Genomic DNA, 26,691 nt, shown 5'->3' on the forward strand with positions numbered 1-26,691 from the left:
GCCAGCCGGTTATCGCGTGGAGCGCCCGGGACTTTCGACAGCGCGCGCATGGCTCACACCCGAGCCGGGGTGGGTTCGGCCGCAGCGGTCACGGGCGGGTGGCCCGCGGCCTCGCCCGGGACGCCGAACGGTGCGAGCGCGGCGGCGCTACGGCCGCTGTCACTCTCCGCGGACCCTGCTCGATCGCCGCCGGACTCGGAAGTACTCGGCGTTGCCGGTACGGGTGCCGGTTCGGTTCGTGCGCCGTGGGCGAATTCGGCCATGGCCTTGGTGAATTCGGCGAGGAAGCGGTCCATTTCCACCGCGGGGAAGGAGGCGGGGAAGCGGGTGGAGAGGCGGAGGCCGTCGGCGGCTCGGACTATCCAGAAGAAGACTTCGTCGCCGGAGTAGGACTCGGCTCGGAGGGTGTGGCCGCGCAGGGATTCGACGAGTTGGTAATCGGGGAGAGCTCGGATGTCCAGGAAGGAGATGCCGAATCGGGGGCGGTCGGTGCAGTCGAGGAGTTCGAGGACGCGGGTCCAGGTGGCGTCGTTGGCGACCTTGCTGCGGCGCAGCGTGGTTCGGGTGGTTTCGAGGGCACTGTCCGGGTCGAGGTCGGGGGCGAGGGTGATGTCGATGGGGACGACGTTCACGAACCAGCCCATGGATTCCAGCCAGCGCAGGTCGGGGCGGGTGGCGATGGGCATGATGGCGCGCAGCGAGATGTAGCCGAAGGTGCGGCGGTAGGCGATGGCGAGGGCGGTGAAGACGGCGACCGAGAGGCGGTGCCCCCGGTTGGTGACGGCCTGCTCGACGCGCTCGAGATCGCTGAGCGACATGAGCTTTCGCGAGACGCTGGCCTGGGCGCGCTCCGATGTCTCGTTGCTCGCCGGGGTGATCGCCGGTTCGAAGCGCGGCAGCATGCCGCCGGAGCCGTCGAGGAAGCGCCGCCAGTAGCGGACGGGTTCGCATTCGGTGGTGAGCGAAGCCGCGGCGCCGCGCTCCCATTCCGCGAAGTCGGCCGAGCTGCCGAAGGTCGGGGATTCGCGCACCGGCTCGCCCTGGGCCACCGCCCGGTACAGCGCGCGCAGCTCCAGAATGACGATGGCCTGCGAGTAGGCATCCATGACCGAGTGGTCGGCGGCCACCAGCACGGTGAAGTCGCCGGTCTCGGCGTGCTCCACGGTGGCCAGCAGGCAGTGCGGCCAGCGCAGCGGGGAGAGCCGCGATTCCAGTGTGCCGGTGAGGTATTCGTTGATCTGCTCGGATCCGGTGACGCCGGGCACCGGCTCGTCGGCGACGGTGACATCGGCGGCCGCGCAGACCAGCCGCTGCGGTTCGGGAACGGTATGCGAGGCGAGGGTGGTGCGCAGGCCCTCGTGTCGCGCGTGCCACAGCCGCACCGTCTCGCGCCAGTGCGCGGCGTCGAGGGGCGCGTCCATTTCGAAGATGGTGCCGATCCAGCGGCCCCGGCCCGGCCGCGGGTCGGCGGCATCGGCGTTCCGGCAATGTCGCACGTGCACGCTGGTGAAGGGTCGCTCGTCGGTGGCCCAGTCGGATCCGGCGGCCAGTTCGGCCCGCCACAGGGTGAGTGCGCCTGGGCGCACGGCGAATTCGGACAGATGGGTGTAATCCATGACCGTCTCCCTCATCTAATTCCGCCGCGACGGCCACCGTTAGAAATCCGTAAATAAATCACGGGGAGCGAAACCCTCGCTCCGAAAACGGTTTATAAGCCGTCTGGCGAATGGAAAGCTAATGCCCCTACTTACCGGAGGATCCAGCGCCCGCGGCGGCGCTGCCGGTGCCCAATGCCTGTGCGGCCGTACCACCGGCCTGCGCCGAACCGCTGGCGGCGCCGCTGCCGGTGCCGAGCAGTCCCAGTACCGAACCCGGGCCGGGGAACAGCGAGGCGAGACTGCCCGCCGCGGCGCTTCCGGTGCCGAGCGCGCCGGCCAGCCCGGCGGCGGTGGAGCTGCCGGTGCCGACCGCGGCGCTACCGGTTCCCAGCTGCGGCAATACCGACGGCTGCGAGACGGGCGGGGCACCCGCACCGGCGGACGGATCGCCGTCCGCCGGTGCGGCGGTAGCCAGGGCAGGCGCGAGAAGGGGCACTGCGAGGCCCGCGAGAATGACGGCCGCACGGGCCAATCGGGGTGCGTTCATGGCCTGTATTCCTTTCACCTTCATCAGGACAAGCGCCGAGGACGGCGACTTGGTGGTCGCAGATCGAATGTGCGGCGGCGACACTGCCGAAGAAATGGCACCCGACGGGTAATTGTCTCTTCGTCCATCGGTGGGGGTCTGAATCGACCTGCGCACCAAGAAAAACACCAACATTCCAACCGCGCAACCCATAGATGCGCAAACAATTGGTTAACGAAATGTTCCCAAACGCTTCCACTGTGCTTCAGGACACTGCACAGGAGAAATTGGCCTCCACTTCACTTTTCCCGTCGCACACCCGGCGAGCCGAGATCGAAATTGAGTTGCTCGCCGGTCCCCCACATCTGGGATCCTGGGCTGGTGAACGCAGGGGAAATCGCCGTCGAGTTCGCGCCGGAGCTGCGCGTGTTCGTCGGTCAGCGGGCCGGCACACCGGTTCGCATCGACGGCACCTCGACGCTGGGCCATGTGGTGGAGTCGCTCGGAGTGCCGCTCACCGAGGTGGGCGCACTGCTGGTGAACGGGAAATCCGTTGCGGCCGGGCATATTCCGTCCGTCGGCGACTCCGTCACTGTATCGGCGGTGGCCCGCCCGCAGCCGAGTTCGGAGCCGCTGCGTTTCCTGCTCGACATCCACCTGGGCACCCTCACCCGGCGGCTGCGACTGCTGGGAATCGATGCGGCATACGAGAATCCGGATATCGGCGATGCCGCGCTGGCCGCGCGATCGGCCGCCGAGCGCCGGGTGCTGCTCTCGCGCGATCGCGGTCTGCTGCGTCGTCGCGAGATCTATTCCGGCGCTTACGTTTACAGCCACCAGCCCGCCGAGCAGCTGGATGACGTGCTGTCCCGCTTCGCGCCTCGGCTCGCGCCGTGGACCCGCTGCACCTCCTGCAACGGACAGCTGCGCGCCGCCGCGCGCGAGGCCGTGCGCGACCGGCTGCCGGACAATACCGGCCAGAGCTACGACTCCTTCGCCGAGTGCCTCGACTGCGGCCAGACCTATTGGAAGGGCGCGCACCACGCGCGGCTGGACGCCATCGTGGCGGAGGCATTGGCCAAATTCGCCTGATTCACGCGTGCATATTGTGTGCGGCGCCACTCTCCCTTACGCTCCTGTGACACCACTCGGTCTCACAACCGGCCGGGCGGCCAGGGAATGGAGGGACCTCGATGGTGAGGGTTCGGGCGGGCCGACGCGTGCTCATGGCGGCGCTGACGGTGGCCATGATGGCCGGGGGATCATGGATGGCGCCAACGGCGTTCGCCGACGACACGGCGATCGCCCCGCCCGGCGCTTCGGGCGCACCGGACGTCACCGCCCAAACCTTGTACGGCGGCATGGGTTCGCATCCGGTCGCGACCAATGCCCAGGTCGGGCCCTGCCAGGCCTCGATCGTCGGTTTCGTCCAGAACATGGCCGTCCACATCTTCGGCAATACCGAGGACCTGACCTGCACCGCGGCCTTCCCCAACGGCCTGGACTCCCCCATCGGCGTGAACACCTACTTCCCCGCCGATATCGCCGACCTGACCAGCGCGCCGCTCATCGTCCTGACCGGCGGCATCGACTCCAATCCGGGCATGTACGACCGGCTCGCGCGGCAGTGGGCGAGCAATGGCTTCGTGGTGACGATCCCCTACGACTGGTTCAACTCGCTGGCCTATGTGCCCGCGGCCGGTCTGGCCCTGGCGATCTGGCAGAACCGGGACGCGGGCTCGCCGCTCTTCGGCAAGGTGGATCTGTCGCGCACCATCTTCGCGGGCCATTCGGCGGGTGGTCAGTCCACTCAGCAGATCGTGTCGGTACTGCCGGGGGTGGCCGGGCTCATCGACCCGGATCTCCATGTGGCGGGCGCACTCGCGATCGAGCCCGGTCCGCTGGCGCTCGGCCCGCTGCTCGGGGTGCCGACGCTGTATCTCACCGGCATGAACGATTTCGTGGTGCCCGACTTCGCATGGGTGCGCTGGTGGCAGTACAACCTGACCTGGAATGCCCCCGCCTGGATCGCCAATGCCCGTGGGGTGAGCCACTTCTCGCCGGTCGACGACACCGAGGACTACCGCTCGTCCGGGACCGCGGTGGCCTGGCTGCGGTATCTGGGCTTCGAGGACGAGACCGCCAAGCAGTTCTTCGTCGGCCCGAATTGGGCACTGCGCCAGGACAAGACGTACTTCAGCGTGGAACGCAACGCGCTCGCCAACGCGGTGCGGTAAGGGGCTTCGATGAGATCGCATCGTCATTGGTTCGGCACGGCCCTGATCGGCGCGACGCTGGCCGCCGGGTCAGTCCTGGCACCCGTCGCCGTGGCGGAGCCCGCCGCGAACGCCTGCGCCGACCCCGCATCGGCCGGAATGGATCCCGCCGCGCTGGCCGACGCCATCGACTTCGGTACGCGCGGTGGCGGATTCGCCATCCAGGTGTACCGACACGGCTGCCTGGTCGGGGATCGCACCGGTACCGGGAACCTCCCCTACCCTCTGGCCAGCTCCAGCAAGGGCGTCACCTCGGTGGCGATCGGGCGCGCGATCACCATGGGCTACTTCGGCCTCGACGATCCGCTGGGCAAGTTCTTCCCGCAGGCCGATGCCGCGCATGCCGCGCTCACGGTGCGGCAGGTCCTCACCCAGACCACGGGTCTGCGCTTCACCTGGGCGGCCGATGTCGCGGGCATCGCCACCGACGAGGTGCTCCAAACCCTGGAAACGCCTTTCGCTTTCGAGCCGGGGACGACGTTCCAGTATGCGCAGGCGGCGCTGGTGCTGCTGCCGCGGATCGTGGAAATCACCACCGGGCTGGACTTCCAGGAGTTCGTGCAGCGGGAACTCATGTCCCCGTTGGGAATCAACCGCGACCACTGGGTGTGGCTGCGCGACCGCAGCGGGAACACCGCGGTCAACGGTGGGTTGGCCATGCGCGCCGATGACGTCGCGCGCCTCGGTCAGTTGATGCTGAACGAAGGCCGCTGGGGTGAGCGGCAACTCATCGATCCCGGCTACATCCGCGAGGCCCAGCACGGCACCACCGGCAACCCAGGCTACGGATTCATGTTCTGGCTCAACTCCGGTGACTCGTACAAGTCGGCGACCGTGCCCGTCGCCAAGACCTTCGACCACCCGATGTTCCCCGGCGCGCCCCGCGACCTCTACTCCTTCGTCGGCGCGCTCGGCCAGTTCGTCGCCATCATTCCCAGCCGCGACATGGTGATCGTGCGCCTCGGCGTCCCCGGCCGCATCGACCCGGCCAATCTCCAGACCTCGCTGGCCGCCGAGACAAATCCGGACAACAAGGAGTTCCTGCGCCGCGTCACCGCCGCGGTCACCGACCTCCCCGCCGAGCCCTACGACGACCCCTACCGCTACGACAACAGCCTCGGCCCGGTCATCGGCAATCTCGACGATCTCGCCTTCTGGACCGACCCGGTCACCGTCACCCAGATCCTGCTCGGCGTCGGCCCCTACGCCTCGGGCAACTGCAACATCCTCTGGTGCAACGGCAAACTCGTCCCGCAGGACATCTTCGCCGCGATGCTGGATTCGGGCGGCCAGCTCGCGGCGGCCCTGCTCGCCCTGGGACAAGGACAGCGCTGAGCAGGTAGAACCCTTGTCATCCCGGCGTGCTTTTGGCCGGGATCCACACCTTGGTCAATGGATGCCGGCCAAATACACGCCGGAATGACGAGGCTGGTCCGTCAGCGGGCGCGGGCGGCGGCCGCGGCCGCGTCGAGGCGCGCACCCAGCGCCTTGACCTGGTCGCGGAGAGTTTCGATGTCCTCGACCGGGACGCCGACGAGGTCCAGCACGGTTTGGATCATCTGCTGTGCGCCGTGCTGCAATTCACGGCTGGAGTCGGTGGCGTGCAATACGACCGCCCGGCCGTCGGTGGCGCTGCGGACGCTCTCGACCAGGCCGCGCGACTGTAGCCGCTGGACCAGGGGCGAGAGGGTGCCGTAGTCGAGGTGGACCTGTTCGCCCAGGTCCTTCATGGTGATGCCCGGGCGTTCCCACAGCGCCAGCAGCACCAGGTACTGCGGGTAGGTGAGGTTCATATCGTCCAGGAACGGCCGGTAGGCAGCGGTCATGGATCGTGACGTGGAGTACAGCGCGAAGCACAGCTGGGCATTGAGCGAGAGCAGCGCGTAGTCGATCTCCTCGTCCGCTCCGGCCCGGTGCCCTTCGGGTGCGGAAGGCGGATGTTCGTGCATTACTGCACTGTACTGCGGACGCCGGGGAGCACTGTGTCACGGACAGTCGCCAGCACCGCATCGGTGGCCACGCGATCGCCGACCGTGATGCGGATACCGGTGGGATAGGTCTTGACGTGGATGTCCGCGCCCGCCAGCGCGGTTGCCACGCGGTCGGCGTCCGGGCCGGGCAGGGTGAGGTAGGAGAAGTTGGCGTAGCTGTCGGGGACGCACAGGCCGAGCTCGCGCAGTCCGGTGGTGAGGCGGGTGCGGTGCTCGCCGAGCACCGCGATGCGCGCCTCGATCTCGGCCTCCGCCTCGTAGCAGGCGCGCACCGCGACCTCGGCCAGGGCGGTCATGCCGAAGGGCAACTGCCAGCGCGAGATTCGCTCGATCAGCTCCGGATCGCCGATGGCGTAGCCGACCCGCAGTGCGGCCAGGCCGTATGCCTTCGAAAAGGTGCGCAACACAAGCAGATTCGGATGACGATCGAGCAGTGCGAAGACATCGGCCCGCTCGGACTCGGCGACGAAATCCACGTACGCCTCGTCCAGGACGACGGTGATCGCGGCGGGGATCTCCCGCAGGAAGGCCTCGAATTCGACCGGCGGCACCAGGGTTCCGGTGGGATTGTGCGGACTGCACACCACCACCAGCCGGGTCCGCTCGGTCACCGCGGCGGCCAGCGCCGCCAAGTCCTGGCGGCCGGCGCCGGTGAGCGGCACCGCGACCGGCCGCCCGCCGGCCATGCTGGTGAGGATCGGGAAGCCGTCGAAGGTGGGCGTGGCCATCACGACTTCCGCTCCGCCGGAACCGAATTCCTGGACGATGTGCATGATCACGCCGGTCGCGCCCGCGCCCACCGCGATGGCGTCCGGCGCGCAGCCGAGCCGTTCGGCGATCAGGCGCGGCAGCCGCTGGGGCAGGAATTCGGGGTAGCGATTGGCCGAGGCGAGCGCGCGGCTCAGCGCCGCCCGCACCGAGGCGGGCGGGCCGTAGGGAATCTCGTTGAGCTGCAGCCGATGTCCGGCCGATATCAGCGGGGTCAAGGCGGTCACCCCCTTTCAGCGCCCGCCCCACCGGACCGCGGCGGCCGCGGCGAAATCGCCCGCGTGCGCGAAGCCCGCGAACATCACCAGCGAGCCCGTCGGCACCCGGCCCTCGTCGACGGCGCGATCGAAGGTGACGGGAATGCCCGCGCCGAAGAGGTTTCCGCAGTCATCGAAGGTGTCGGGGTGCTTGTCCTGCGGCAGTTGCAGGGCGTCGCGCCAGTTGCGCAGGAAGGCGCGGTTGGGCTGATTGGTGACCAGCAGATCCAGCTCCTGCGACTTGACCCCGATGCGCTTGCACACCGCGTCGGCCACCTCCGGCACCAGCCGGTTGCCGCGCTGCAGCACCTTGGCGATCTTGGATTCGGTGAAGCCGACATGCATCTGGCCGCTCCCGGCCTCCCAGTAGCGGCGAGGCGGCTCGGCGATGGCCGTCATCTGCCCGGCGAACTCCGGCAGGTGCCGGGTCTCGATATCGAGGATCGGCGAATCACCGGACTTCACAATCAATCCCGCGCCCGCGCCGTCACCCGGAATGGCGGCCTGCGCCTTGCCGCGGACCTGTTCCTGGGTGAAGATCTGGCCCGCCGCGTTCTGCACGGTGACCACCAACGCGGAACGCGCCTCGGAGGAGAGCAGGATCTGGCGGGCCAGCTTCATGCCGTGCACGAACGACGCGCAGCCGCCATTGTGCAGATCGATCAGCCATTCCGGCGAGATGCCCAGGCGGGCGGCCACTTCGCCGCCATTGCCGACGATGGCGACCTCGGGCAGCTGGGTGTGGACGATGAGAATGTCGATGCTGCGCAACACATCCCGGCCCTGGCGTTCGAGGATCGGGGCGACCGCGCGTTCGGCCATATCGGCGGGCGTCTCGCCCGGGGCGATGTGGCGGCGGAACTTGGGCGCCTTGAACATGAGGTTCGAGGTGACCTCGTCGGGATCCGCGTACTGCACGAAATAGTCTGCGGGGACGATGTTCTCGGGCAGGTACCCGGCGACGTCGATCAGGCTGACGGTACTCATGCTCAGTTCATCCATTCCGGCTTGATCGGCTGTCCGTTGGCGTGGCGGTGTTCGCAGATGGCCTTGAGATTGCGCAGTTCCAGCAGGTGTCCGGCGGCGAAGAGGTGCCAGAAGTCGCCGACCCAGACCGGGCGGCCCTCGGGCTCGGTCTCGGGGTAGCCGTTGTTCTCGTAGAACGGGTGGTGGCAATTGGTCCAGGTGACAACGCATCCCGGCTTGTCGAGCACCAGTTGCGCGTCGACGACCCGCATCAGGTAGATCATCCACAGGTGGTCGGCCTGATCCCAGGCGCAGTGGTAGTCGACGGTGCGGGCCTGGGCATTGGACACCGTGCGGGTGTAGATGCGGGTGTGCGAACCGATCCGGTCGTCCGACACCCAGATCTCGGGATCGGCCTCGGTGCGCTCGAAACCCCGCATGCTGTAGGTCCATTCGCACAGGCTGCGGGTGTCGGCGAGGTAGTCGAACACCTCGTCCGGCGGGGCGTCGATGAATTCGGTGACGGTGCAGTACTGGCCGTAGATCTCGTCGTGCGGGTAGACGGAGCGGGTCATGTCCAGCACCAGCGGCATGCCCTCCTTGAGGGCCATGGACTCGATGCGATACACACCCGGCACATTCACATCCGGTACCTCGATGGGCTCGGCTTTGACGGTCTCGGTCATGCGAGGGGCTCCTTCAGAAACGGTGCGAACGGTGGGATCTCGTCCGGGTCACACTGCAGTTCGATGAACGCGGGCCCCGGTATTGCCCGCGCCTTCTCCAAGGCGTTCTCGAATTCGGTCAGGGTGCGCGCGGTCCACGCGGGCAGATCCGGGAACATCGCGGCCACCCCGGCCCCGATCTCCGCCGCCCGGAACCGGTTGAAGCTGTACGCGCCGGAGTAATAGACCTGCTCCCGCGTCACGCACATGCCGTGCGCGTTGTTGTTGAACACCACGAACGTGACCGGCACCTGATACTCGACCGCCGTATGCACCTCGTGCCCGTGCATGAAATACGCACCGTCCCCGGCGATCACCACGGCCCGCCGCCCCCGCCCCAACGCACACCCGACCCCCGCCCCGAACGCATACCCCATCCCGCCCATCCCCAGCGCGATGAGAAACCGCCCGCCCGCGGGAACCCGCAAATGATGCACCACGGCCGCCCCGGTATTCCCGGCATCGACAACCACATCAGCCCCCGGCTCCAGCGCATCCTCGAGCGCGGCCACCGCCGCCCGATACCGCACGCCAGGCCCGGAAGCCTCCGGCACAACGGAATCCGGCAATCGCCGACTCGCTACCGGGTGTGCCGGTACGGGGTCCATCTGCCCGGCAAGTTCACTCAGACTGGCGGCCAATGGCCCTCGCACGACGGTGTGCGCAGGGACGAACGGCTCCTCCGCCCCCAGATACACCACGTGCGGGCAGACCTCCAGCGCCGCATCCAATCCCGCTCGCGCGGTCACCGGAAGCGCCGCTCCCACCAGCAAGCACAGGTCCGCGTCGGCGACGAGCTCCGGCGCCCGCGGATGCCCCATCACACCGGTGACGCCGGCGAACAACGGATCCCGATTCGGGAAGGCGTCCTTGGCATCCGGCGTGACCAGCACCGACGCACCCAGCGCACGCACCACCGCCGCCAGTTCGTCCCGGGCATCCGCGAGCCCGACCTCCGGTCCGGCGATCACGACCACCCGAGACCCGTCGAGTGGCACATCAGGAAGGGAGATTGAGGCAAATCCCGTCGCCGAGGTGCCATTCGACGGGCCGGTGGGTGTTGCCGGCACTGCGGCGGCTTGAATGCTCTTGGGTAGTAATAGGACTGAGGGGCCGCCTTCGAGGGCTGCGGCGATTGCCCGGTCCAATGCGGCGGAAATATCTTGTGGATCAGTGACTTTCACGCAGTAGCGGGAGACCGCGCCGAAGATCGTCTCGGCGTCGAGGCGGCCGGGGAGGCCGCTGGTGTCTTGGAAGGCGCCTCGGCCTTCGAGGGTGGTGGGTGGCTGGCCGACCAAGGCGAGGATCGGGACTCGGGAGTCGAAGGATTCGGTCAGGGCGGCAAGGAGATTCATGGCTCCGCCGCCGGAGGTGGCGGCCACGACGCCGAGGCGGTGGGTGGCGCGGGAGTAGCCGTCCGCCATGGTGGCGGCGCCGAATTCGTGTTTGGCGAGGATGCCGGTGACGGCCGGGTGGCGGTGGAGGGCGTCGTAGAGGTCCTCGATATTGGCGCCGCCGACGCCGAAGACGTGGTCGGTGTGGGCCGCGATGCGGTCGACGATCAGGTCGGCCACGGTCTGCGTTTCGGGTTCGGTCTCGGACACGATCCCCCATTTCGTACTGCCTTGTCCGCGATACATCGCACACAAGGTATCCATGGGGAGCGAGTTCGATCAACGTGTCACAGGTCACAGTAGGGACCGAAATGCGCTGTTAGCCAGGGCAATTAGCCAAGCGAAGACCCCGCCGGGGGGCGGCCCCGGCGGGGTCCCGGTCCGGCTGCAGGGGAACCGGACCGCGGGGTGAACCGCTACCGGCTCAGGGCCGGTACACAGGTATCAACGAGCGGCGGCCCGGCGCGGTTCACCGCGCACGCCCGATCGGCGTGTCGAATGTCCGAAAACCGCGCGGGACAGCCGCAGGCAGCGATTGTCGCCATTGAGGGTGAGGCCGAGACGATTGGGGACGTAGGCGAAGGACAGACCGGTATGCGGATCGGCGAATCCGAGCGAGCCGCCCAGGCCGGGCGTGCCGTACGCGCGATGATCGGCCGAGCCGAACGGGAAAGTGGGACAAGACTTTCGGAACCCGAGATGGAATCGCGTGGTGGTCTTCACGACCGCATCGGGCGCGGGCACCGGACCGGCGTCGGCCAGCCGGGCGCGCACCGAGCCGGAGATCGGCAGTTCCCCGGTGAGACCCGCCGCGTAGATGCGCGCCAGCCCGCGCGCCGAGCCGACGCCATTGCTGCCGGGCAGTTCCACCGACATGACCTCCGGCCGCACGAAATCCTCGGGCATGCCCAGATCCGGCACGGCCAGCGCGCGGAAGAGCTGGCCGCGCCGCAGCAGCGCCGGAATCGCTTGATTCCAGGGCAGATTCCGTTCGTAGCGCAGCTCGAGCCCATTGGTGCGGACCAACCGCGCGATGCGGTCGCCGCCGAGGTCCGCGTCCAGTCCCAGGGTGAAATCGACGCCGAGCGGTCCGGCGATCTCCTCGGCGAGGAAGTGCCGAATGCTGCGCCCGGCCGGGTCGGCGCGGCGCACCAGCTCATTGATGAACAGTCCGATACTCACGGGGTGATAGCCCTGCCGGGTACCCGGCGTCCACGCGGGCCGCTGCGCCGCCAGCACCCCGGCGACCCGGTCCAGATCGTGCAGATCGGCCAGGGTCATCCGGGTCCCGCGCAATATATGCAAGCCCACTTGATGATCGATGAGCTGGCGGACGGTCACCTCGCCCTTGCCGCGCGCCGCGAACTCGGGCCAGTAGCGCGCCACCGGCTCGTCGTAGTCGAGCTGTCCGCGGGTCACCAGCATGGCGAGGATCAGTGCCGCAACGCCTTTGGTGGAGGAGAAGACCGGCGCGATGGTGTCGCGCTCCCACGGCAGCCGCCGCTCCCGATCGCGCAGCCCGCCCCAGAGATCGACCACGGGCGTGTCCCCGTCGAAGACCGCGACCGCCGCGCCGATCTCACCGTGGTGTGCGAAGTTCCGCCGGAAGGCGTCGGCGACCCGGCCGTACCCCTCGGCGACATACCCGTGCGTCATGATCTCGGTCATCGAGAGCGAGCCTAACGAAGCCGGATTTCCGGGTCGCGGCCCCAGACGTCGAATGGGATATGCCCCACCGCGCGGCCACGCGGGCTGAGGCTCCGGCCCATGCGCTTGAGCGTGCGCAGGGTCAATTGGCGCTCGGTGATCCGCAACTCCGGAAACTCGCGCTGCAGGCGGGTTTCCAGCAGCACGCCCTCGCGCGGGCCGCGCAGCCAGGCGATGAGCATGACATTGCTGTCATCGGCGGTGGAGACGCAGAGCCGGATCTCCGGCCAGGACGCCAGGGCCGCGCCGAGCCGGTCGAGGGCTGACGCGGGGAGTTGCGCCCAGTAGTTGGCGGTGACGGTCCAGCCCGCGGCCTGTTCGGCGAAATCGCAGCGGAACACCAACCGGCCCGAGCGCGTCATCTCGGAGATGCGGCGGCGCACCGTGGTTTCGGTGAGGCCGGTGTCGCGGGCCAGGTCCGCGATGCTGCGGCGGCCGTCGGCGGACAGCGCCAGGATGAGGGCCGCGTCGCCGGGCCGGATGCGCGAATGGGTCGGCGCGGGGCCGCGCGGATCGGTCAGCAGCGTGCGCTGGCTCGGATCGAGGGCCTGCGGCCGCCAATGGCTGCCCTCGACGTACACGTGCTGGTTGACCGCGGTGCGGATCTCCTCGACACCGGGCAGGGCGGCCAGCTCCCGCGCGGTGAGATCGTCCAGGGCGGCGAGGTTTTCGACGGCCACCGAGAGTTGCACGGGAAAGCTGCCGGTGACGCGTTCGACGCTGAAGACGCACGGCATGGCGGCGAGCCGGTCGCAGAGCTCGGTCAGCTTCTCGGCGCGGCACCGCAGCCGCAGGTAGGCGACGGTAGCCAACTCCGGTGCGTAGGCCGTGATCCACGCCAGCCCGGAGGCGGTGAGCTGCTGCCAGCGCCGGGCGGCGGTGGTGGCGTCCACGCCGAGCGAGGCCCCGATCCGCGTCCAGGACGCCCGCGGATTGATTTGCAGCGCATTAACCAAATCCAGGTCGCGCTCATCGAAGGCGGTCAGGGCGGCGGATTCCGGCACACTGCTCGCCGCGATGGCGGTATCCGGCGATTCGGCCGTATCCTCGGACATGGGGCCCAGTGTGGCAGTTCAGCCACTCCTCCCGCCGCGAAGGGGCTTGGATGCCACGCACCACCCGGATAACCATCGCGCTGCTGTTCGCGGCCTGGGTTGTCGACTACATCGATCGGACCGTGATCAATTTCGCGCTGCCGGCCATCGGTGACGACCTCGGTCTCGATCACACGCAACAGGGTCTGCTGGTGTCGATGTTCTTCGTCTCCTACGCGCTGATCCAGATTCCCGGAGGGTTGCTGGCGGACCGCTACGGGGCCTTGAAGGTCGGGATCGCGGGGTTGACGGCGTGGTCGGTCTTCACCGGATTGACCGCCATCGCTTGGTCTTTCGCGGTGCTGCTGGCCATCCGGTTCCTGTTCGGATTGGTACAGGGCGTGTTTCCGGCCGCCGCCATCAAGGCGCTCGCCGAACGCAGTCGGCCCGAGGAGCGTACGACCGCCGCGGGGTGGACGAACTCCTCCAATGCGGCGGGACTGCTGCTGGCGGCGGTGATCGCGGGGGTCTTGCTGCCCACGGTCGGCTGGCGGGTGATGTTCGCGGTGATCTCGGTGCTCGGGGTGGCGGTCATCCTGGCGTGGCGGCGGTGGATGCCGGAACCGCTGGTGCAGGACGATATTCCGATCGCGAACGTAGGCACCAAGGCCGAACGGCGCGCGGTGCTGTTCTCGCCCACGCTGCTGGGGTTCGCCGTCATCTTCTTCGGCTACGACGTGCTGGTGTGGGGTGTCACCGCGTGGACGCCGACCTTCCTGAAGGAGCAGCACCATATCTCCCAGAGCGGCATCGCCTTCGCCGCGGTGCCGACCACGCTGGCCGCGGCGGCCGGGGTGGTGCTCGGGGCGCGGCTGTCGGATCGGATCGGCGGACGGCCGCGGGTGATCGTGGTGCCGGCCATGGCGTTCACCGCCGCCATGCTCTTCGTACTGCCGCGCATGGCATCGTTCGCGGGGTTCGTGCTGGTGGGCACGGTGATGAGTCTGGTCGCCGGAATGGCGTACATGCCCGCGTTCGCGGTGCCGCTGCGCGCGCTGCCCAGCGCGTACATCGGTGCGGCCACCGGGGTGATCATTTTCGGCGGTCAGCTGGCCGGTGTGCTGAGCCCGCTGGCGTTCGGTGTGGTCACCGATCATCTCTCGTACACAACGGCTTTCGAAACAATGGCCGCCGGTCCGCTGCTGGCCCTGGTGGCGGCGACCGTGGTACCGCAAACCGCCGAGGCGTTCCGGGCGCTGCTGTCCCGCCGCGGCTCGGCGACCGTCCCGAAGGAGAGTCTCACATGACCGAGCAGTCCACCGCCGCAGCGCTTTCCGAGCACTGGCAGCAGGTCTACCGCCAGTTGCACGCGCACCCGGAGCTGTCGGGCGAAGAGCACGCGACCGCGGCCCTGGTGGCCGAGGAGCTGCGGGCGCTGCCGGGCTGGGAGGTGACCGAGAATGTCGGCGGCACCGGCGTTGTCGGCGTGCTGCACAGCGGTCCCGGACCGGTGATCTGGCTGCGCGCCGATATGGACGGGCTGCCGGTGCGGGAGGAGACCGGCCTCGACTACGCCTCCACCGTGCCCGGTGTCATGCACGCCTGCGGCCACGATGTGCATGTCACGGCGCTGCTCGGCGTCTGCGCCGAACTGGCGGCGAATCCGTTGCCCGGCACCGTGGTCGCGCTGTTCCAGCCCGCCGAGGAGACCGGTTCGGGTGCGCAGGGGATGCTCAATGACGGCCTGCTGGAACGCTTTCCGCATCCGCGCATCGTCCTCGGCCAGCATGTGAGCCCGCTGCCCGCCGGAATCATCCTGAGCAAGCCCGGCACCCTGATGGCCGCCTCCGATTCGGTGCGCGTCACCTTCCTCGGCAAGGGCGGGCACGCCTCCCAGCCGCACACCGCCATCGACCCGCTGCTCATGGCGGCCTCGCTGGTGGTGCGCCTGCAATCGCTGGCCGCGCGCCAGACCGCGACCGCCTTCAGTCCGGTGCTCACCGCCGGAGCGCTGCACGCGGGCACCCGGCCCAACATCATCGCCGACACCTCCGAGGTGCTGCTCAGCCTGCGCACCTTCACCGACAGCTCGCGCAACCGCATGGTGGAGGGCATCCAGCGCATGGCCGAGGCCGAGGCGGCGGCCGCCGGTGCGCCCCAGGAGCCGAAAGTCGAGTTCTACGACCACTTCCCGGTCACCGAGAACACCCCCGGCGACACCGAACGCGTCCTCGCCTCCCTCACCGCGGCCAACCTCCCCGTCCTGCCCATGGACCACCCCATCACCGGCAGCGAGGATTTCGGCGCCTTCGGCACCGCCGCCAAGGCCCCCTCGGTCTTCTGGCACATCGGCGGCATCGACCCCGCCCGCTTCACCGAGGCAGACCAGATCCACATGCTCACCGAAGGCGCCCTCCCCGAACACTTCCCCTCCAACCACTCCCCCCACTTCGCCCCCGACCCCGCCCAGGCCCTCCCCACCGCCATCACCACCATGCTCACCGCCGCCCGCGCCGAACTCACCCGCCCCTGAGTTCGGACCCCACGTCCGTGATCCGCGCACGACCTACCATGGCTGAATGAGCGGATCCGGCAAGTGGGAAGTCGAAGATCTCGCCCTCCGAGCCCGCCGGGCGAGATCCTTCGGCGCGGCAGCCGACGCCTACGACGCCCACCGCCCGGACTACCCCCTGGCCGGGATGCGGTGGGCGCTGGAACCGCTGGGCTCCACCGATGTCCGCGTACTCGACCTCGGTGCGGGCACCGGCAAACTCACCGGGGTAGCGCTGGCGGCGGGCGCGCGGGTCACCGCCGTCGAACCCGACGAAGGCATGCGCACGGTCTTACGTGACCGCCACCCTCGGGTGCCCGTGCTGGCCGGAGCGGCCGAATCCATTCCGCTCCCGGACAATTCGATGGACGCGATCATCGTGGGCCAGGCCTTCCACTGGTTCGACCTCCCCCGGTCCTTCCCCGAATTCGCCCGGGTCCTGCGCCCCGGCGGCGTCCTCGCCGCCTTCTGGAACGACCACGACGATTCCGTCGAATGGGTGGCCGCCTTCGACCGCCTACGCCACTCCTCGGCCTCCTTCCCGCCCGCGAACCCGGAACCGGACCTACCCACCCATCCCCTCTTCACCTCCTTCGCCCAATCCGTCTTCCCCCACTCACAGCTCCGCACGGCCGAATCCCTCACGGCCACGATCGCCACCCACTCCCACGCCCTGGTGATCCCGGAAGCCGAGCGCGAGGCCATTCTGGGTCGGCTCACCGAATTCCTCCGCTCCCGTCCCGAAACCTCCAGCGGCACATTCGAAATGCCGCTTCGCACTACGGTCATTCGCGCCACCGCGATCTAGGCCACCCGGAGGGTTTCGCCCCTTCTGACGATCACGACGCCGATCAGGATGAGCAGACCGCCGAGAAGCTGTATGGGGCGGGGCGTTTCGCCGAGCAGATACCACGCGAACACCAGTCCCGTCAGGACTTCCAGGAGCGCGGCGAACGCGGCCAGGCGAGGACCGAGCAGGCGGGTGGCGGCGATGCCGGAGACATAGGCGAGGGCGGCGGTCACCGTGCCCAGCACCAGCGCCGGCGGCCACCAGGGGACGGTGAAGTCTTGGAAGGCAATGCTGTTCGCGGTGGCGCGCAGTGGGACGATGCCCACGATCCCCGCGGCCAGCAGGATCAGGCCGCCTATGAGGAGGCCCGAGGTGGCGAGCACGGTGCCCGGCAGCGCGGTGTCGGTACGGGACGACAGCAGGACGAACGCGACCCCGCCGAGCATCGAGGCGAGCGCCCATCCGATGCCGACCCAGCCGATGCCCGCCTCGGAATGCAGGCCGACCACGAGCGGTAGCCCGGCGAGACCGAGAGCAGCGCCCACCACCGTCATCCCGGGTGGCCGTTGCCGATGCCTCGACCACAGCCAGCCGGTCACGGCGATCGGCGCGGTGTTCTGGATGAGCAGCGCCACCGCGACTTCCATGTGGGATACGGCGTTGAAGTAGGTCAGCTGAACTCCGGCGACCGCGAACAAGCCGTAGTGGGTGAGCAGACGTGCGTTGCGGCGCAGGAGATTCCACCGACCGCGCAGTTGAACCAGCGCGATCGGCAGCAGCACCAGCCCGGCCGTCAGCACCCGCACCACGGTCGCCGCCGCCGAACTCCACCCGGCCGCCATCAACCCGTGCGCCAACGGGCCCGACAGGGAGAACGACGCCGTCGACACGACCGCGTAGCCCAGCCCCAACCCCATCTCAGTGCCGGGTTTCGGTGGTGAGGTAATGGATGAGATCACGTGGGAGTCCATGGGTGTCGTGGAGGTAGTGGTAGTCGTCGTCGGTCAAAGTGCCACTGAAACGGCTGCGGGACAACAATTGTCGTCCGCGTTCGAGTAGCTGACCGAACTTGCGTTCCTCGTCGAGCAGGGCGGTACGTATGTCGTGTGGCGATCCGAGCTGCCCGAAATGATCGAGGGTGTGCTCGATGAGGTCCATCGGCAGATCGGAAAGGGTGCCGGCGGGATCGTTGCGCCACAGCGTGGTCAGCACCCGGCGGATCAAGCGGCGCAGGACATAGCCGCGGCCGTTGGGGGACGGGGTGATTCGATCGCCGAGAAGTACGACGACAGAACGGAGGTGGTCGATGACCAGATTACGAGAGGAGCCGTCCAGGCCCGGCCACAAGCGGGGCAGCGTCGAACGCCAAGGCTCGAAAAGATCTGTCTCATAAATCGATTGGGCACCCTGAAGAATGCTCACCAGGCGTTCCAGCCCCATACCGGTATCGATATTGGGTTGGGGCAATGGTTCGAGAGTGCCGTCGGGGTGACGGTGGTAGCGCATCATGACGTGATTCCAGACCTCGACCCACCGGTCGTCGGTTGTCGGTGTGCCCCGGGGGATTTCGGGACCGGTCCAGACGAAGATCTCGGAGTCGGGGCCGCACAGACCGGTGGGCCCGTTGGACCACCAGTTGTCGTCGGTGGTGGGCTCGATCGGGACGCCGAGATCGGTCCAGGTCTGCCAGGAGTCGTGGTCGGGGTCGACCTTGTGGTCTCCGCCGAAGACGGTGACGTGCATTCGCGACGGGTCGAGGCCGAAGCCGTCGCGGAGGAGTTCGTAGCCCCAGCGCAGGCTTTGCGGGCCCTGATAGTCGCCCAGCGACCAGGAGCCGAGCATTTCGAACACCGTCAAATGGGTGTCATCGCCGACCTCGTCGAGATCGGTGGTGCGCAAACAACGTTGGAGACCGACCAGGCGGCGACCCCGCGGGTGCGGGCGGCCCATCAGGTATCGGGTCAGCGGGTGCATGCCGGAGGTGGTGAACAGCACCGGATCGCCCGGTGGCGGGACGAGCGATTCGCTCGGTATGAGTTCGTGGCCGCGGTCGCGGAAGAATTCGAGGAAGGTCTGGATGATGCGGTCGGTGGTGAACATGGCGGTTGCTCCATCGAGTGAAATCGACTGGAAGCGACCACGAGTGGCAGTGGAGACCGACACGCACCGGCGGACCGCTTCCGGTCGCCGGCTGGGAAAAGAGGTCAGAGGGCCGCGACCGACGAGCTGTAAGCTCGCGGGCTCGCGGGTGCGATTGGTGAACAGACCTCCATGCGCCTCACGGTAGCAACGAGGCCGAGGGGAGCACGAGCGATTATTCGGCGGGTGCGATCCGGTCGAAGATGAGGTCGAAGTCCTTGCGCCAGGTCGCGCCCTGATCGTCGGAGGCCTCGGCGCGGGCCGCGATCTGGAGCGGGCCGACGTCGGCGACGAAGCGCTGGAACATGTCCGAGTCCTCGCGGGTCATGACCCAGTGGAGGCCGTCGAAGGACATGTCGAAGACCCGGGCTACGCCTCGTTCGTCGTGGTAGAGGGCGGTGTAGGACTTGCGGGGGTCGCTGTAGCCGAGCACCAGCACCATTTCGCTGGTGGCCGGGGCGACCTCGCCGGTCATGGTCCAGCGGAAGACCACGAACGCGTCCCCGAGCCACTCCCCCACCGCCGACCCGGGCTCCTCACGGTCGGCGGGTTCCAGGAACCACGCGTTCCGCATTGTCGCCCGCCACGACCCGACCAGGACGTCCAAACGATCTATAGCCTCGTTGCGCATGACTTCCTCCTCGAAGGGCTGACACCTCCATCCTCCGCCGCCGGCCTCGCGGACGGGGTGGATCAGCGCCAGGTCGGCCCGCCGTCGAAGTGGACGTCGAACTGGTCGTGGAGGTCGTCCATGCTGTCCCAGTCCGCTTCGCCGCGGGCGATTCGGCCGAGTTGGCGGAAGTACTCGAACCGCGGGATGCCGGGGGTGAGGACCGCGAAGAATTCCGCCGGAGCCTCCGAGGACGCGCCGAAGGCGTGGGTGACGCCGGGCGGGACGACTACCAGGCCGCCCTTGTCGACGCGGTGGAGTTCGCCGTCGACAAGGAATTCCATTGTGCCGCCGAGGATGTAGAAGATCTCGGTGGAGCGGGTGTGATGGTGGGGGCGGGTGCCGTCCGCACCGGCGGGGAGCGCCAGGCGGTTCGCGCCGAACAGGCCGTCGGAGTTCTGGCTGTCCTCGAGCAGCCAGAAGGCGCCGTCACCGGGGAGCTGGACCGCTTCGACATCGCGTTCGTTGACGATGAAAGGCTTTGTCATAGCAATCACAACCGGACCACGGCCCGTTTTATTCGTCTATTGGTCGAAGGCGATGTGGAGGTCGTCGGATTCGGGGAGGGTTTGGCAGGCGAGGGTCAGGCCTTGAGCGAGTTCCTCCTCGATCAGCGATTCGTTCTGGAGCATGCGGGTGCGGCCGTGTTTGACGGTGCATACGCAGGTGGCGCAGGCGGATTCGCGGCAGACGTAGGGGGCGTCGATGCCGTGGTCGAGGAGGACGTCGAGGAGCTTCCTGGTTCGAGGCCAGGGCAGGGTGTGGGTTTCGCCGTCGATGTCGACTCGGACGGTCGCGGTGTCGGCGGTGGGGGTGTCGGCCGGGGGTTCGGCCGCGGTCGGGGCGTGGTGTTCGAAGGGGTTGTCGGTCAGGGAGCGGTATTGCTCCTGGTGGATGGACCGGTCGGGGATGCGGAGCTGGTTCAGGCCCAGTTTGATCGTCGAGGCGAATCCTGCTGGGCCGCAGAGGTATACGTCATGCCGCCGATAGGGCCGAGCCCAGCTCGAGATGGCACGCGGGGTCGGAAGCCCGCGCTCGGATTCCAGCCAATGCGTCACGGTCAGGCGGCGCGGATGACGACGCAGCAACTGCTCGAGCTCGGTGGCGAAGATGACGGACGGACGATCGCGGTTGGCATAGAGCAGCGCGATATTCCTACGCCCCAGGGCCAGCGCCGATTTGAGGATCGACATGATCGGAGTGATGCCGCTCCCGGCCGCGCAGAGCAGGAGGTCATTGCTCCAAGTACGCGGGGTGAAGTTCCCGGCGGGCTCCAGAACGGTGAGGATGTCCCCCGCGGAGACGTTGTCGCACAACCAGTTCGAGCCATACCCGCCGGGCGTCCGCTTGACGGTGACGGTGGGCCGTTCATCGCAGTGCGGACTCGACGACAGCGAATAGCACCGGGCCACGGAACCGGTCCGGTCGCTGGGCACCCGCAGGGTCAGGTACTGCCCCGGCGAGTAGGTGAAACGACCGGTCAGATCGGTGGGGATATCGAAGATCAGCGAGACCGTGTCGGCGGTCTCGCTGATTACTTCGCGCACCTTGAGTTCGTGGGCGCGAGCATTCACCGGGTACCCCCTCCCCTGCCCAGCACCAGCTCACCGAGCGACTGGATCCGCTCCATCGAAAGCGGTTGCGTGATCCGGCGATTCACCCCGGGCGCGATCCGCAGCATGAAGTAGCCGAGCCACGCCTCCGCCCGAACCGGCACGACGGCCAGGTCGTAGCGGATGGAGCGAACCACCGCGCGCGCCACCAGATCAGGGCTCAATGGCGAGAACGGCAGCCGCTCGGCCAGCTCCTGGAGCTGGGTGGCGATCTGCTGCCCACGAGCGAGCAGGGCCGGATCGACACCGACCGCGATGGCGTGCTGAGCGATATTGGTGTTGATAACCCCCGGGCAGATCGCGCTCACCCCAACGCCTTTGGGCGCGAGCTCCAACCGCAGGCATTCGGTGAGCATCTTCACCCCGGCCTTGGACACCGAGTACGCCGACATGACCGGCGTCGGCGTGAACGCCGCCGCGGACGCGATGTTCACGATGTGCCCGCGCTTGCCCTCGTCGATCATGAGCCGCCCGAACGCCCGGCACCCGTACACGACCCCGAGCAGATTCACGCCCAGCTGCTGCTCCCAGTCCTCGGGCTCGAGATCCAGGAACGCGCCGCTGACCAGGATTCCGGCATTGTTGACCAGCACGTCCGGCACCCCGTGATCGGCGTGCACGTCGCGGGCGAAGGCCGCCCAGGCGTGCGGATCGGTCACATCGAGCTGCATGGCGACCGCCCGCTGCCCCTTCGACTGGATGATGGCCACCGTGGACAGCGCCGCATCCTTGTCGATATCGGAGACGATGACCTGAGATCCCATGCGCGCGAACCGAAGTGCCGTCGCTCGCCCGATGCCGCTGCCCGCACCGGTGACCACGACCAGCCGCGGATCGATACCGTTGATTTTCACGAGGCCTCCTCGGAGAGCGCGACCGGCTCCGACGCCACCGGAGCTCCGATGGTGTAGCGGTACACGTCGAGATCGAAATGGCGGTTCTGCCAATACATCTCGCCGTGCGTGGACGGGCGGAACGGCGAATCGCCGTGATTGTCGATGTAGTAGGTGTTGGAGCCGTCGCAGACCGGGGTGAACAGGAAGTTCTTCTCCTGCCGCCGCAGGCAGCGCCGGAAGTACTCGTCGTGCACCTCCTGCCGGATCTCGGCCTCGGTGGCGCCGCGCGCCTTCGATTCCGCGATGACCCGCGCCAGATGCGCCGAGGTGGCCTCGATCATCCAGATATAGGAGCCCAGCACGAACCCGTAGGGCCCGGTGATGGTGAAGGCGTTCGGGAAGCCGGGCACCGAAACGCCCTGGTAGGACTGGTAGCGGTGCTCGTCCCAGAACTTCTCGAGGTCCTTGCCGCCGCGTCCGTACACCGGGAACGGCGGCACCGAGCCCTTGTCCCACAGCTTGAATCCGGTGGCGCAGATGAGCACATCGATCTCGTGCTCGGTGCCGTCGACGGTGACCACGCCGTGTTCGGTGATCCGTGCGATGGAATCGGTGACCAGGCTGACGTCGGAGCGGTTGAACGTCTTCAGGTAGTCGTTGGACATGGACGGCCGCTTGCAGCCCAATCCGTAACGGGGCATGAGCTTTTCCCGCAGCTCCGGATCGTTGACCTGGGAGCGCATCCACCGGCGGATCGGCACCTCGGCGAGCCGCCGCCCGGTATCGGTGAGCCAGCTCGGTCCGACCACCATGCCGCTCATGGCGAGTTCGGTGCCGGCATTGCCGACCAGCCGCAGCGCCGACCTGATCCGCTTGTTCCCCAGGACCTGACGCCCGAGCCATCCGACCTCGGCGTCGTTCTTGGGAAACACCCAGATCGGTGTCCGCTGGAACACGGTCAGATGCTCGGTCTCGTCCACGATGGCCGGAATCAACTGCAGCGCAGTAGCTCCCGTCCCGATCACGGCCACCCGCTTCCCGGCCAGCGACACATCGTGATCCCACAGCGCCGTATGCATCAGGATCCCGCCGAAGTCGTCGATCCCCTCGATATCCGGCATCTTGGGCCGCTCCAGCCCGCCGATGGCCAGCACCACATACCGCGCGGTGAAGCACTGTCCGCCGTCGGTGGTCAAGCGCCACAGGCTGTTCCGTTCATCGAACTCGGCGGCCACGATGGTGGTGTTCAGCCGCAGCCGGTCCCGCAGCCCGTACTTGTCGACCATGCTCTCGGCATACTCGCGCAGTTCGGTGCCGGGCGCGAAGACCCGCGACCAGTCACCGCGCTGCTCATAGGAGAAGCTGTAGATGAACGACGGAATGTCCACCGCCACCCCGGGATAGGTGTTGGCATGCCAGGTGCCGCCCACCCGATCCCACTTGTCCACGATCACGAAGTCGTGAATACCTTTGCGCTGCAGTGCGATACCGGTGCCGATTCCCCCGAACCCGGCCCCGACCACGATGACCTCGTGGTCGGGGCGGGCATCAGTGGGCACACCACTGCCACCGTCTGTTCCCATTGCTGAAAGTCCTTCCGGCTCAGCCGATGCGATCCAGCAGTTCGCCGTCCGCCCCGAACAGCTCCCGCCGCCACTGCTCGAGCAGCGCGTTGGTGTCGATGTCGTCGGGGTGGAAGCCCGGCCGCATGTAGGGCCGCATCTCCTTGAGCAGGCCCTTCACGATCGGGCCGCGATACAGCCGGATCGATTGCCGCACCACCTTCAAGGGCCGCCAGCTGCGCGGGTCGCTCAGGATGGAGGCCAACACGCCGAGCGACACCACCGGGATGGTGAAGACGTACATCCCCGCCATCACGCCGATCCGCACCACCTCGGCCCCTCCGGCATTCCGGAAGACATCGAAGGCCACGGACTTGTGCTCGAGTTCCTCGAATGCGTGCCAGTTCAACAGGTTCCACACCTCGGCGTCGCCGGGGATGTCCTGAATCTCCCGGGTGCCCAGCACCCGTTTGGCGAGCGTGGCCGTGTAATGCTCGGCCGCCGCGGTCACCGCCAGGTGCACCTGCCGCGGCACCGCGTTCTCGACCGCGATCACGCCCTTCTCGCGCACCGCGCCGGGGTCGAAGGTGAAGATGCGGACGATCGGGAAGCCCATCTCGATGAGCTGCTCGTTGAGCCGCCGATGCTGCTGCCCGTGCACCGCCTCCTGACCGATGAATCCGGCCACCCGCTTCTTGAGGACGGGATCGGTGATCTCACCGGAGAATTTGCGCACCGAGCGGATGAAGGATTCCTCGCCCGGCGGGAAGGCCGCGGAGAGCACGGCGATCAGATGGGTGAGTGGGATATCGCCCTGCACGAAGTGATGCGCCATGGGCTCGGGCTCGCCGAACCGGAATCGCATGCGCCGCACCTTCGGATAGGGCATGGGGGACGTGGTTTCCTGCCGACCGATCGCCATTGGTCGGTCCTTTCTAGCGATGGAATTGTGGTTACTTCAGGTGGTCGACGAGCTGACCGTCTTTGCCGAAAAGCTCCTGCTGCCAACGGGACAGCAGCGCCGAGGTGTCGATATCGTCGGGATGGAAGCCGGGGCGCAGATACTTGCCCAGCTCCGGCATGAGGCCGCGGAAGACCGGCCCGGTGAACAGCCGGTATGCCTCGCGCGCCACCCGCACCGGCTGCCGCCGCGCGTTCTCGTCCCGCCCGACGGCCAGCGCCAGACTCAGATAGGTCAGCGGCAGTGTGAGCGAGTACATGGCGAGCATGACCCCGATGCGGGTGCGCTCACTGCCGCCGACGGCGCGGAAGACGTCGAAGGCCACCGACTTGTGCTCGAGTTCTTCCAGCGCATGCCAATTCAGCAGATTCCACACCTCGGGATCGCCCGGGATGCTCTGGATCTCGTCGCTGGCCAGCACCCGCTGCGCCAGCACCGCGGTGTAGTGCTCGGCCGCCGCGGTCATGGCCAGATGCACCTCGGGTGAGAGCCGCTGCTCGAGCCACAACGCCCGTTCCTTGGCCTTCTCCGAATCCAGCCATTGAATGGGATAGCCGAGTTCCACGAGCTTTTCATTGAGTCTGCGGTGCTCGTGGCCGTGCATGGCCTCCTGCCCGACGAAGCCGGTCACCCGCTTCTTGAGCACCGGATCGGTGACCCGGTCGGCCACGCGCCGGACCGAGCGGATGAAGGATTCCTCGCCGGCCGGGAAGCCGCCGGACATGCCGGCCACGAAATGGCTGTAGACCATGTCGTTTTCGACGAAGTACTTGTCGTTCGAAGCGCGTTGATCGAATCGGAACTTGATGCGACGGGCCTTGGGATAGGCCTGCGCCGGAAGGGTATTCGCCATCTGGACCATCCTTGGTGCAACACAAAGTACCTAGTACTACGTGTTCGATGTGATGCCCAGTGTAGGATTGTCCCAGACACCACACAAGGGGGTGCGCCCTAACGAATCGAATTACAATCTGCCCCATGGCCTCCCACCCGAATCGCGACCGCCCGGGCGAGCGGAAGGGTGATGCCCGCTACGACCGCTGGCACACGCACCGCACCTCGGTCCGGGCCGAACTCATCGAGGCCACCATCCGCGCCATCGACGCCCACGGGCCCGATCTGTCCATCGACGATGTGGTGAAAACCGCTGGTATACCGCGTCCCAAGCTGTATCGCTTCTTCGGCGACAAGGTGGAACTGCTGGCCGCGGTGAGCGGGCGCGTGCAGGAACTCATCGTCGAACGCGTGACCCCGCACCTGGACCCCACCGGACCGGTGCGCGAGGCCCTGCGCACCGCCCTGTCCGCCTATATCGACCTGGTCGCCGAGCGCCCCAATCTGTTTCGCTTCATCGTCAGCTCACACGTGGTGGCGGCCTTCGGCGCGGCCCGCCTGATCGACGATGGCCGTCCACTGTCCGATACAGTCGCCGACTTCTTCTCCGGGGTGCTGCGGCTGCGCGGCGCGAACGGCGACCACACCCAGTTCGCGGTCGACGCCATGCTCGGCGCGATCGGCCTGGGCGTGCTGCGCTGGCTCAACGAACCGGTCATCACCGCCAGGGAACTCACCGAGGAGCTGACCGCCTTCGCCTGGGGCGCGCTCTCATCCACCGCAGAATCCCGCGGCCTCACCCTGGATCCCGCCGCGCCGCTGATGCCGGTCCACGAACTCAGCGAATGAACCGCTCCACCATCCGCCTTTCGCTGGCGGCATCGCCCAGCGGCCAGGTCAGCAGCGACAGCACCATGCGCACGATCCATTGCGCCGCTTCGTCATCCGGCGCGATCCCGGTGATGAGCGTGGCGATCCGCCCCAGCTCCGGCGAACTCGCGAACGCCACATCGCTGCCGCCCGCCCGCGTCCCCGCGAATCCCTTGGCCAGCACCGGATCCGAGCGCACCGCCGCCACCGACGCCAGAATCGCCTCCACGATCCGCCGCGACCCCTCGTAGCGCCGCACCCCGGCCGTCACCCGCTCGGCCACCCGCACCGCCGACTTCGCCATCACCGCGTCGAACAGCGCGGCCTTGCCGGGAAAGTGCCGATATAGCGTCGCTCGGGAACACCCCGCGGCACTCGCCACCTCATCCATCCCCACCCGATCGAACCCCCGCGTCTGGAACAACTCGGTCGCGATCCCCACAATCCGCTCCGACGCCACCGACCGCCGCACCCCACCCGCCAGCCAGTCCACGCGCTGCTCGACCATATCCACTCCTCACCGGAAGATCAGTTCTCATCCTGAGATGTGAGGCGGGATTCGTCCAGAGAAGCGGACCCGGATCTAGAATTGCTGAAAGTTAGCCAATCCCTGTGAAGATCAG

At 67.8% G+C, this 26,691-nt stretch carries 26 protein-coding genes; 7 read left to right on the forward strand and 19 right to left on the reverse strand.

Annotated features, from left to right (window positions below; all coding sequences use genetic code 11):
- Positions 1-53: 53 nt before the first annotated feature.
- Together ON43_RS31280 and ON43_RS44430 are read right to left on the reverse strand one after the other, a co-directional pair.
- The gene (locus ON43_RS31280) at positions 54-1,616 is read right to left on the reverse strand and encodes a condensation domain-containing protein (protein WP_040813257.1); all 1,563 of its coding nucleotides are present in this window, start codon (positions 1,614-1,616) and stop codon (positions 54-56) included.
- 127 nt (positions 1,617-1,743) lie between these two features.
- Positions 1,744-2,145, reverse strand: a complete 402-nt coding sequence (locus tag ON43_RS44430) for a hypothetical protein (protein WP_157514251.1) — start codon at positions 2,143-2,145, stop codon at positions 1,744-1,746.
- Positions 2,146-2,505: 360 nt separating this feature from the next.
- On the opposite strand from ON43_RS44430, the gene ON43_RS31290 reads away from it, so the two are divergent.
- From ON43_RS31290 to ON43_RS31300, 3 genes are all read left to right on the forward strand, one after another.
- Positions 2,506-3,216, forward strand: a complete 711-nt coding sequence (locus ON43_RS31290; protein WP_040813259.1) for a Mut7-C RNAse domain-containing protein — start codon at positions 2,506-2,508, stop codon at positions 3,214-3,216.
- Positions 3,217-3,317: 101 nt separating this feature from the next.
- On the forward strand, positions 3,318-4,361 hold the full coding sequence (locus tag ON43_RS31295) for a poly(ethylene terephthalate) hydrolase family protein (protein ID WP_157514252.1): 1,044 nt from the start codon (positions 3,318-3,320) through the stop codon (positions 4,359-4,361).
- 9 nt (positions 4,362-4,370) lie between these two features.
- Positions 4,371-5,735: a serine hydrolase domain-containing protein gene (locus ON43_RS31300; RefSeq protein ID WP_051179491.1), complete on the forward strand. Its 1,365-nt coding sequence runs from the start codon at positions 4,371-4,373 to the stop codon at positions 5,733-5,735.
- Positions 5,736-5,836: 101 nt separating this feature from the next.
- Here the strand turns inward: ON43_RS31300 and ON43_RS31305 are convergent, their stop codons facing one another.
- The 7 genes from ON43_RS31305 to ON43_RS31335 form a co-directional block, all read right to left on the reverse strand.
- The gene (locus ON43_RS31305) at positions 5,837-6,349 is read right to left on the reverse strand and encodes a MarR family winged helix-turn-helix transcriptional regulator (RefSeq protein ID WP_083913860.1); all 513 of its coding nucleotides are present in this window, start codon (positions 6,347-6,349) and stop codon (positions 5,837-5,839) included.
- Positions 6,349-7,386: a pyridoxal phosphate-dependent aminotransferase gene (locus tag ON43_RS31310; RefSeq protein WP_373283509.1), complete on the reverse strand. Its 1,038-nt coding sequence runs from the start codon at positions 7,384-7,386 to the stop codon at positions 6,349-6,351. The genes ON43_RS31305 and ON43_RS31310 overlap by 1 nt, the downstream gene beginning before the upstream one ends.
- Positions 7,387-7,392: 6 nt before the next feature.
- The gene (locus ON43_RS31315) at positions 7,393-8,403 is read right to left on the reverse strand and encodes a 3-oxoacyl-ACP synthase III family protein (RefSeq protein ID WP_040813260.1); all 1,011 of its coding nucleotides are present in this window, start codon (positions 8,401-8,403) and stop codon (positions 7,393-7,395) included.
- Positions 8,404-8,405: 2 nt separating this feature from the next.
- Positions 8,406-9,068: an SRPBCC family protein gene (locus tag ON43_RS31320; protein WP_086008064.1), complete on the reverse strand. Its 663-nt coding sequence runs from the start codon at positions 9,066-9,068 to the stop codon at positions 8,406-8,408.
- Positions 9,065-10,711: a thiamine pyrophosphate-binding protein gene (locus tag ON43_RS31325; protein ID WP_245568831.1), complete on the reverse strand. Its 1,647-nt coding sequence runs from the start codon at positions 10,709-10,711 to the stop codon at positions 9,065-9,067. Before ON43_RS31325 ends, ON43_RS31320 begins: the two co-directional genes overlap by 4 nt.
- Before the next feature lie 234 nt (positions 10,712-10,945).
- Positions 10,946-12,169, reverse strand: a complete 1,224-nt coding sequence (locus tag ON43_RS31330; protein ID WP_063712663.1) for a serine hydrolase domain-containing protein — start codon at positions 12,167-12,169, stop codon at positions 10,946-10,948.
- Between the two features lie 11 nt (positions 12,170-12,180).
- On the reverse strand, positions 12,181-13,263 hold the full coding sequence (locus tag ON43_RS31335; protein ID WP_051179493.1) for an Lrp/AsnC family transcriptional regulator: 1,083 nt from the start codon (positions 13,261-13,263) through the stop codon (positions 12,181-12,183).
- Positions 13,264-13,313: 50 nt separating this feature from the next.
- Between ON43_RS31335 and ON43_RS31340 the strand changes: the two genes are divergently transcribed.
- Genes ON43_RS31340 through ON43_RS31350 form a run of 3 tightly spaced genes read left to right on the forward strand, consistent with a single transcriptional unit; the run spans position 13,314 to position 16,601 of the window.
- Positions 13,314-14,549: an MFS transporter gene (locus ON43_RS31340; protein WP_040813324.1), complete on the forward strand. Its 1,236-nt coding sequence runs from the start codon at positions 13,314-13,316 to the stop codon at positions 14,547-14,549.
- Complete coding sequence (locus ON43_RS31345) at positions 14,546-15,775, forward strand: amidohydrolase (RefSeq protein WP_040813261.1); 1,230 nt, start codon at positions 14,546-14,548, stop codon at positions 15,773-15,775. The genes ON43_RS31340 and ON43_RS31345 overlap by 4 nt, the downstream gene beginning before the upstream one ends.
- Before the next feature lie 46 nt (positions 15,776-15,821).
- On the forward strand, positions 15,822-16,601 hold the full coding sequence (locus tag ON43_RS31350) for a class I SAM-dependent methyltransferase (protein WP_040813262.1): 780 nt from the start codon (positions 15,822-15,824) through the stop codon (positions 16,599-16,601).
- On the opposite strand, the gene ON43_RS31355 is transcribed toward ON43_RS31350, so the two are convergent.
- The 9 genes from ON43_RS31355 to ON43_RS31395 form a co-directional block, all read right to left on the reverse strand.
- Positions 16,598-17,542 carry an EamA family transporter gene (locus ON43_RS31355; protein ID WP_245568832.1) on the reverse strand — a complete coding sequence of 315 codons (945 nt, stop codon included), beginning with the start codon at positions 17,540-17,542 and terminating at the stop codon, positions 16,598-16,600. The genes ON43_RS31350 and ON43_RS31355 overlap by 4 nt on opposite strands.
- Complete coding sequence (locus ON43_RS31360; protein WP_040813263.1) at positions 17,502-18,683, reverse strand: alanine--tRNA ligase-related protein; 1,182 nt, start codon at positions 18,681-18,683, stop codon at positions 17,502-17,504. The genes ON43_RS31355 and ON43_RS31360 overlap by 41 nt, the downstream gene beginning before the upstream one ends.
- Before the next feature lie 214 nt (positions 18,684-18,897).
- A complete protein-coding gene (locus ON43_RS31365; RefSeq protein ID WP_157514253.1) occupies positions 18,898-19,353 on the reverse strand; it encodes a hypothetical protein in 456 nt (151 codons plus the stop codon).
- Between the two features lie 62 nt (positions 19,354-19,415).
- Positions 19,416-19,880 carry a cupin domain-containing protein gene (locus tag ON43_RS31370; RefSeq protein ID WP_040813265.1) on the reverse strand — a complete coding sequence of 155 codons (465 nt, stop codon included), beginning with the start codon at positions 19,878-19,880 and terminating at the stop codon, positions 19,416-19,418.
- A 36-nt stretch (positions 19,881-19,916) separates the two neighbouring features.
- Positions 19,917-20,966: a ferredoxin--NADP reductase gene (locus ON43_RS31375; RefSeq protein ID WP_040813266.1), complete on the reverse strand. Its 1,050-nt coding sequence runs from the start codon at positions 20,964-20,966 to the stop codon at positions 19,917-19,919.
- Positions 20,963-21,859: an SDR family NAD(P)-dependent oxidoreductase gene (locus ON43_RS31380; RefSeq protein WP_040813267.1), complete on the reverse strand. Its 897-nt coding sequence runs from the start codon at positions 21,857-21,859 to the stop codon at positions 20,963-20,965. The genes ON43_RS31375 and ON43_RS31380 overlap by 4 nt, the downstream gene beginning before the upstream one ends.
- Positions 21,856-23,424, reverse strand: coding sequence for a flavin-containing monooxygenase (locus tag ON43_RS31385; protein WP_040813268.1), 1,569 nt, complete (start codon positions 23,422-23,424; stop codon positions 21,856-21,858). The genes ON43_RS31380 and ON43_RS31385 overlap by 4 nt, the downstream gene beginning before the upstream one ends.
- A gap of 19 nt (positions 23,425-23,443) precedes the next feature.
- Positions 23,444-24,325 carry a metal-dependent hydrolase gene (locus ON43_RS31390; RefSeq protein ID WP_051179495.1) on the reverse strand — a complete coding sequence of 294 codons (882 nt, stop codon included), beginning with the start codon at positions 24,323-24,325 and terminating at the stop codon, positions 23,444-23,446.
- A 31-nt stretch (positions 24,326-24,356) separates the two neighbouring features.
- The gene (locus ON43_RS31395) at positions 24,357-25,217 is read right to left on the reverse strand and encodes a metal-dependent hydrolase (RefSeq protein WP_040813327.1); all 861 of its coding nucleotides are present in this window, start codon (positions 25,215-25,217) and stop codon (positions 24,357-24,359) included.
- 125 nt (positions 25,218-25,342) lie between these two features.
- Between ON43_RS31395 and ON43_RS31400 the strand changes: the two genes are divergently transcribed.
- Positions 25,343-26,047 carry a TetR/AcrR family transcriptional regulator gene (locus ON43_RS31400; protein WP_040813269.1) on the forward strand — a complete coding sequence of 235 codons (705 nt, stop codon included), beginning with the start codon at positions 25,343-25,345 and terminating at the stop codon, positions 26,045-26,047.
- Here ON43_RS31400 and ON43_RS31405 read toward each other — a convergent pair.
- Positions 26,037-26,576 carry a TetR/AcrR family transcriptional regulator gene (locus ON43_RS31405; RefSeq protein WP_040813270.1) on the reverse strand — a complete coding sequence of 180 codons (540 nt, stop codon included), beginning with the start codon at positions 26,574-26,576 and terminating at the stop codon, positions 26,037-26,039. The genes ON43_RS31400 and ON43_RS31405 overlap by 11 nt on opposite strands.
- Positions 26,577-26,691: the final 115 nt, after the last annotated feature.

The sequence above is a fragment of the Nocardia concava NBRC 100430 genome, from assembly GCF_000308815.1.
Classification (GTDB): domain Bacteria; phylum Actinomycetota; class Actinomycetes; order Mycobacteriales; family Mycobacteriaceae; genus Nocardia; species Nocardia concava.

Bases quoted from the DNA above. Each gene is read 5' to 3' on its own strand.
- ON43_RS31385 (WP_040813268.1), bottom strand. From the start codon at position 23,424: ATGGGAACAGACGGTGGCAGTGGTGTGCCCACTGATGCCCGCCCCGAC.
- ON43_RS31295 (WP_157514252.1), top strand. From the start codon at position 3,318: ATGGTGAGGGTTCGGGCGGGCCGACGCGTGCTCATGGCGGCGCTGACG.
- ON43_RS31370 (WP_040813265.1), bottom strand. From the start codon at position 19,880: ATGACAAAGCCTTTCATCGTCAACGAACGCGATGTCGAAGCGGTCCAG.
- ON43_RS31300 (WP_051179491.1), top strand. From the start codon at position 4,371: ATGAGATCGCATCGTCATTGGTTCGGCACGGCCCTGATCGGCGCGACG.
- ON43_RS31365 (WP_157514253.1), bottom strand. From the start codon at position 19,353: ATGCGCAACGAGGCTATAGATCGTTTGGACGTCCTGGTCGGGTCGTGG.
- ON43_RS31345 (WP_040813261.1), top strand. From the start codon at position 14,546: ATGACCGAGCAGTCCACCGCCGCAGCGCTTTCCGAGCACTGGCAGCAG.
- ON43_RS31330 (WP_063712663.1), bottom strand. From the start codon at position 12,169: ATGACCGAGATCATGACGCACGGGTATGTCGCCGAGGGGTACGGCCGG.
- ON43_RS31305 (WP_083913860.1), bottom strand. From the start codon at position 6,349: ATGCACGAACATCCGCCTTCCGCACCCGAAGGGCACCGGGCCGGAGCG.
- ON43_RS31360 (WP_040813263.1), bottom strand. From the start codon at position 18,683: ATGTTCACCACCGACCGCATCATCCAGACCTTCCTCGAATTCTTCCGC.
- ON43_RS31400 (WP_040813269.1), top strand. From the start codon at position 25,343: ATGGCCTCCCACCCGAATCGCGACCGCCCGGGCGAGCGGAAGGGTGAT.
- ON43_RS31320 (WP_086008064.1), bottom strand. From the start codon at position 9,068: ATGACCGAGACCGTCAAAGCCGAGCCCATCGAGGTACCGGATGTGAAT.
- ON43_RS31315 (WP_040813260.1), bottom strand. From the start codon at position 8,403: ATGAGTACCGTCAGCCTGATCGACGTCGCCGGGTACCTGCCCGAGAAC.
- ON43_RS31350 (WP_040813262.1), top strand. From the start codon at position 15,822: ATGAGCGGATCCGGCAAGTGGGAAGTCGAAGATCTCGCCCTCCGAGCC.
- ON43_RS31280 (WP_040813257.1), bottom strand. From the start codon at position 1,616: ATGGATTACACCCATCTGTCCGAATTCGCCGTGCGCCCAGGCGCACTC.
- ON43_RS31405 (WP_040813270.1), bottom strand. From the start codon at position 26,576: ATGGTCGAGCAGCGCGTGGACTGGCTGGCGGGTGGGGTGCGGCGGTCG.
- ON43_RS44430 (WP_157514251.1), bottom strand. From the start codon at position 2,145: ATGAACGCACCCCGATTGGCCCGTGCGGCCGTCATTCTCGCGGGCCTC.
- ON43_RS31395 (WP_040813327.1), bottom strand. From the start codon at position 25,217: ATGGCGAATACCCTTCCGGCGCAGGCCTATCCCAAGGCCCGTCGCATC.
- ON43_RS31335 (WP_051179493.1), bottom strand. From the start codon at position 13,263: ATGTCCGAGGATACGGCCGAATCGCCGGATACCGCCATCGCGGCGAGC.
- ON43_RS31390 (WP_051179495.1), bottom strand. From the start codon at position 24,325: ATGGCGATCGGTCGGCAGGAAACCACGTCCCCCATGCCCTATCCGAAG.
- ON43_RS31340 (WP_040813324.1), top strand. From the start codon at position 13,314: ATGCCACGCACCACCCGGATAACCATCGCGCTGCTGTTCGCGGCCTGG.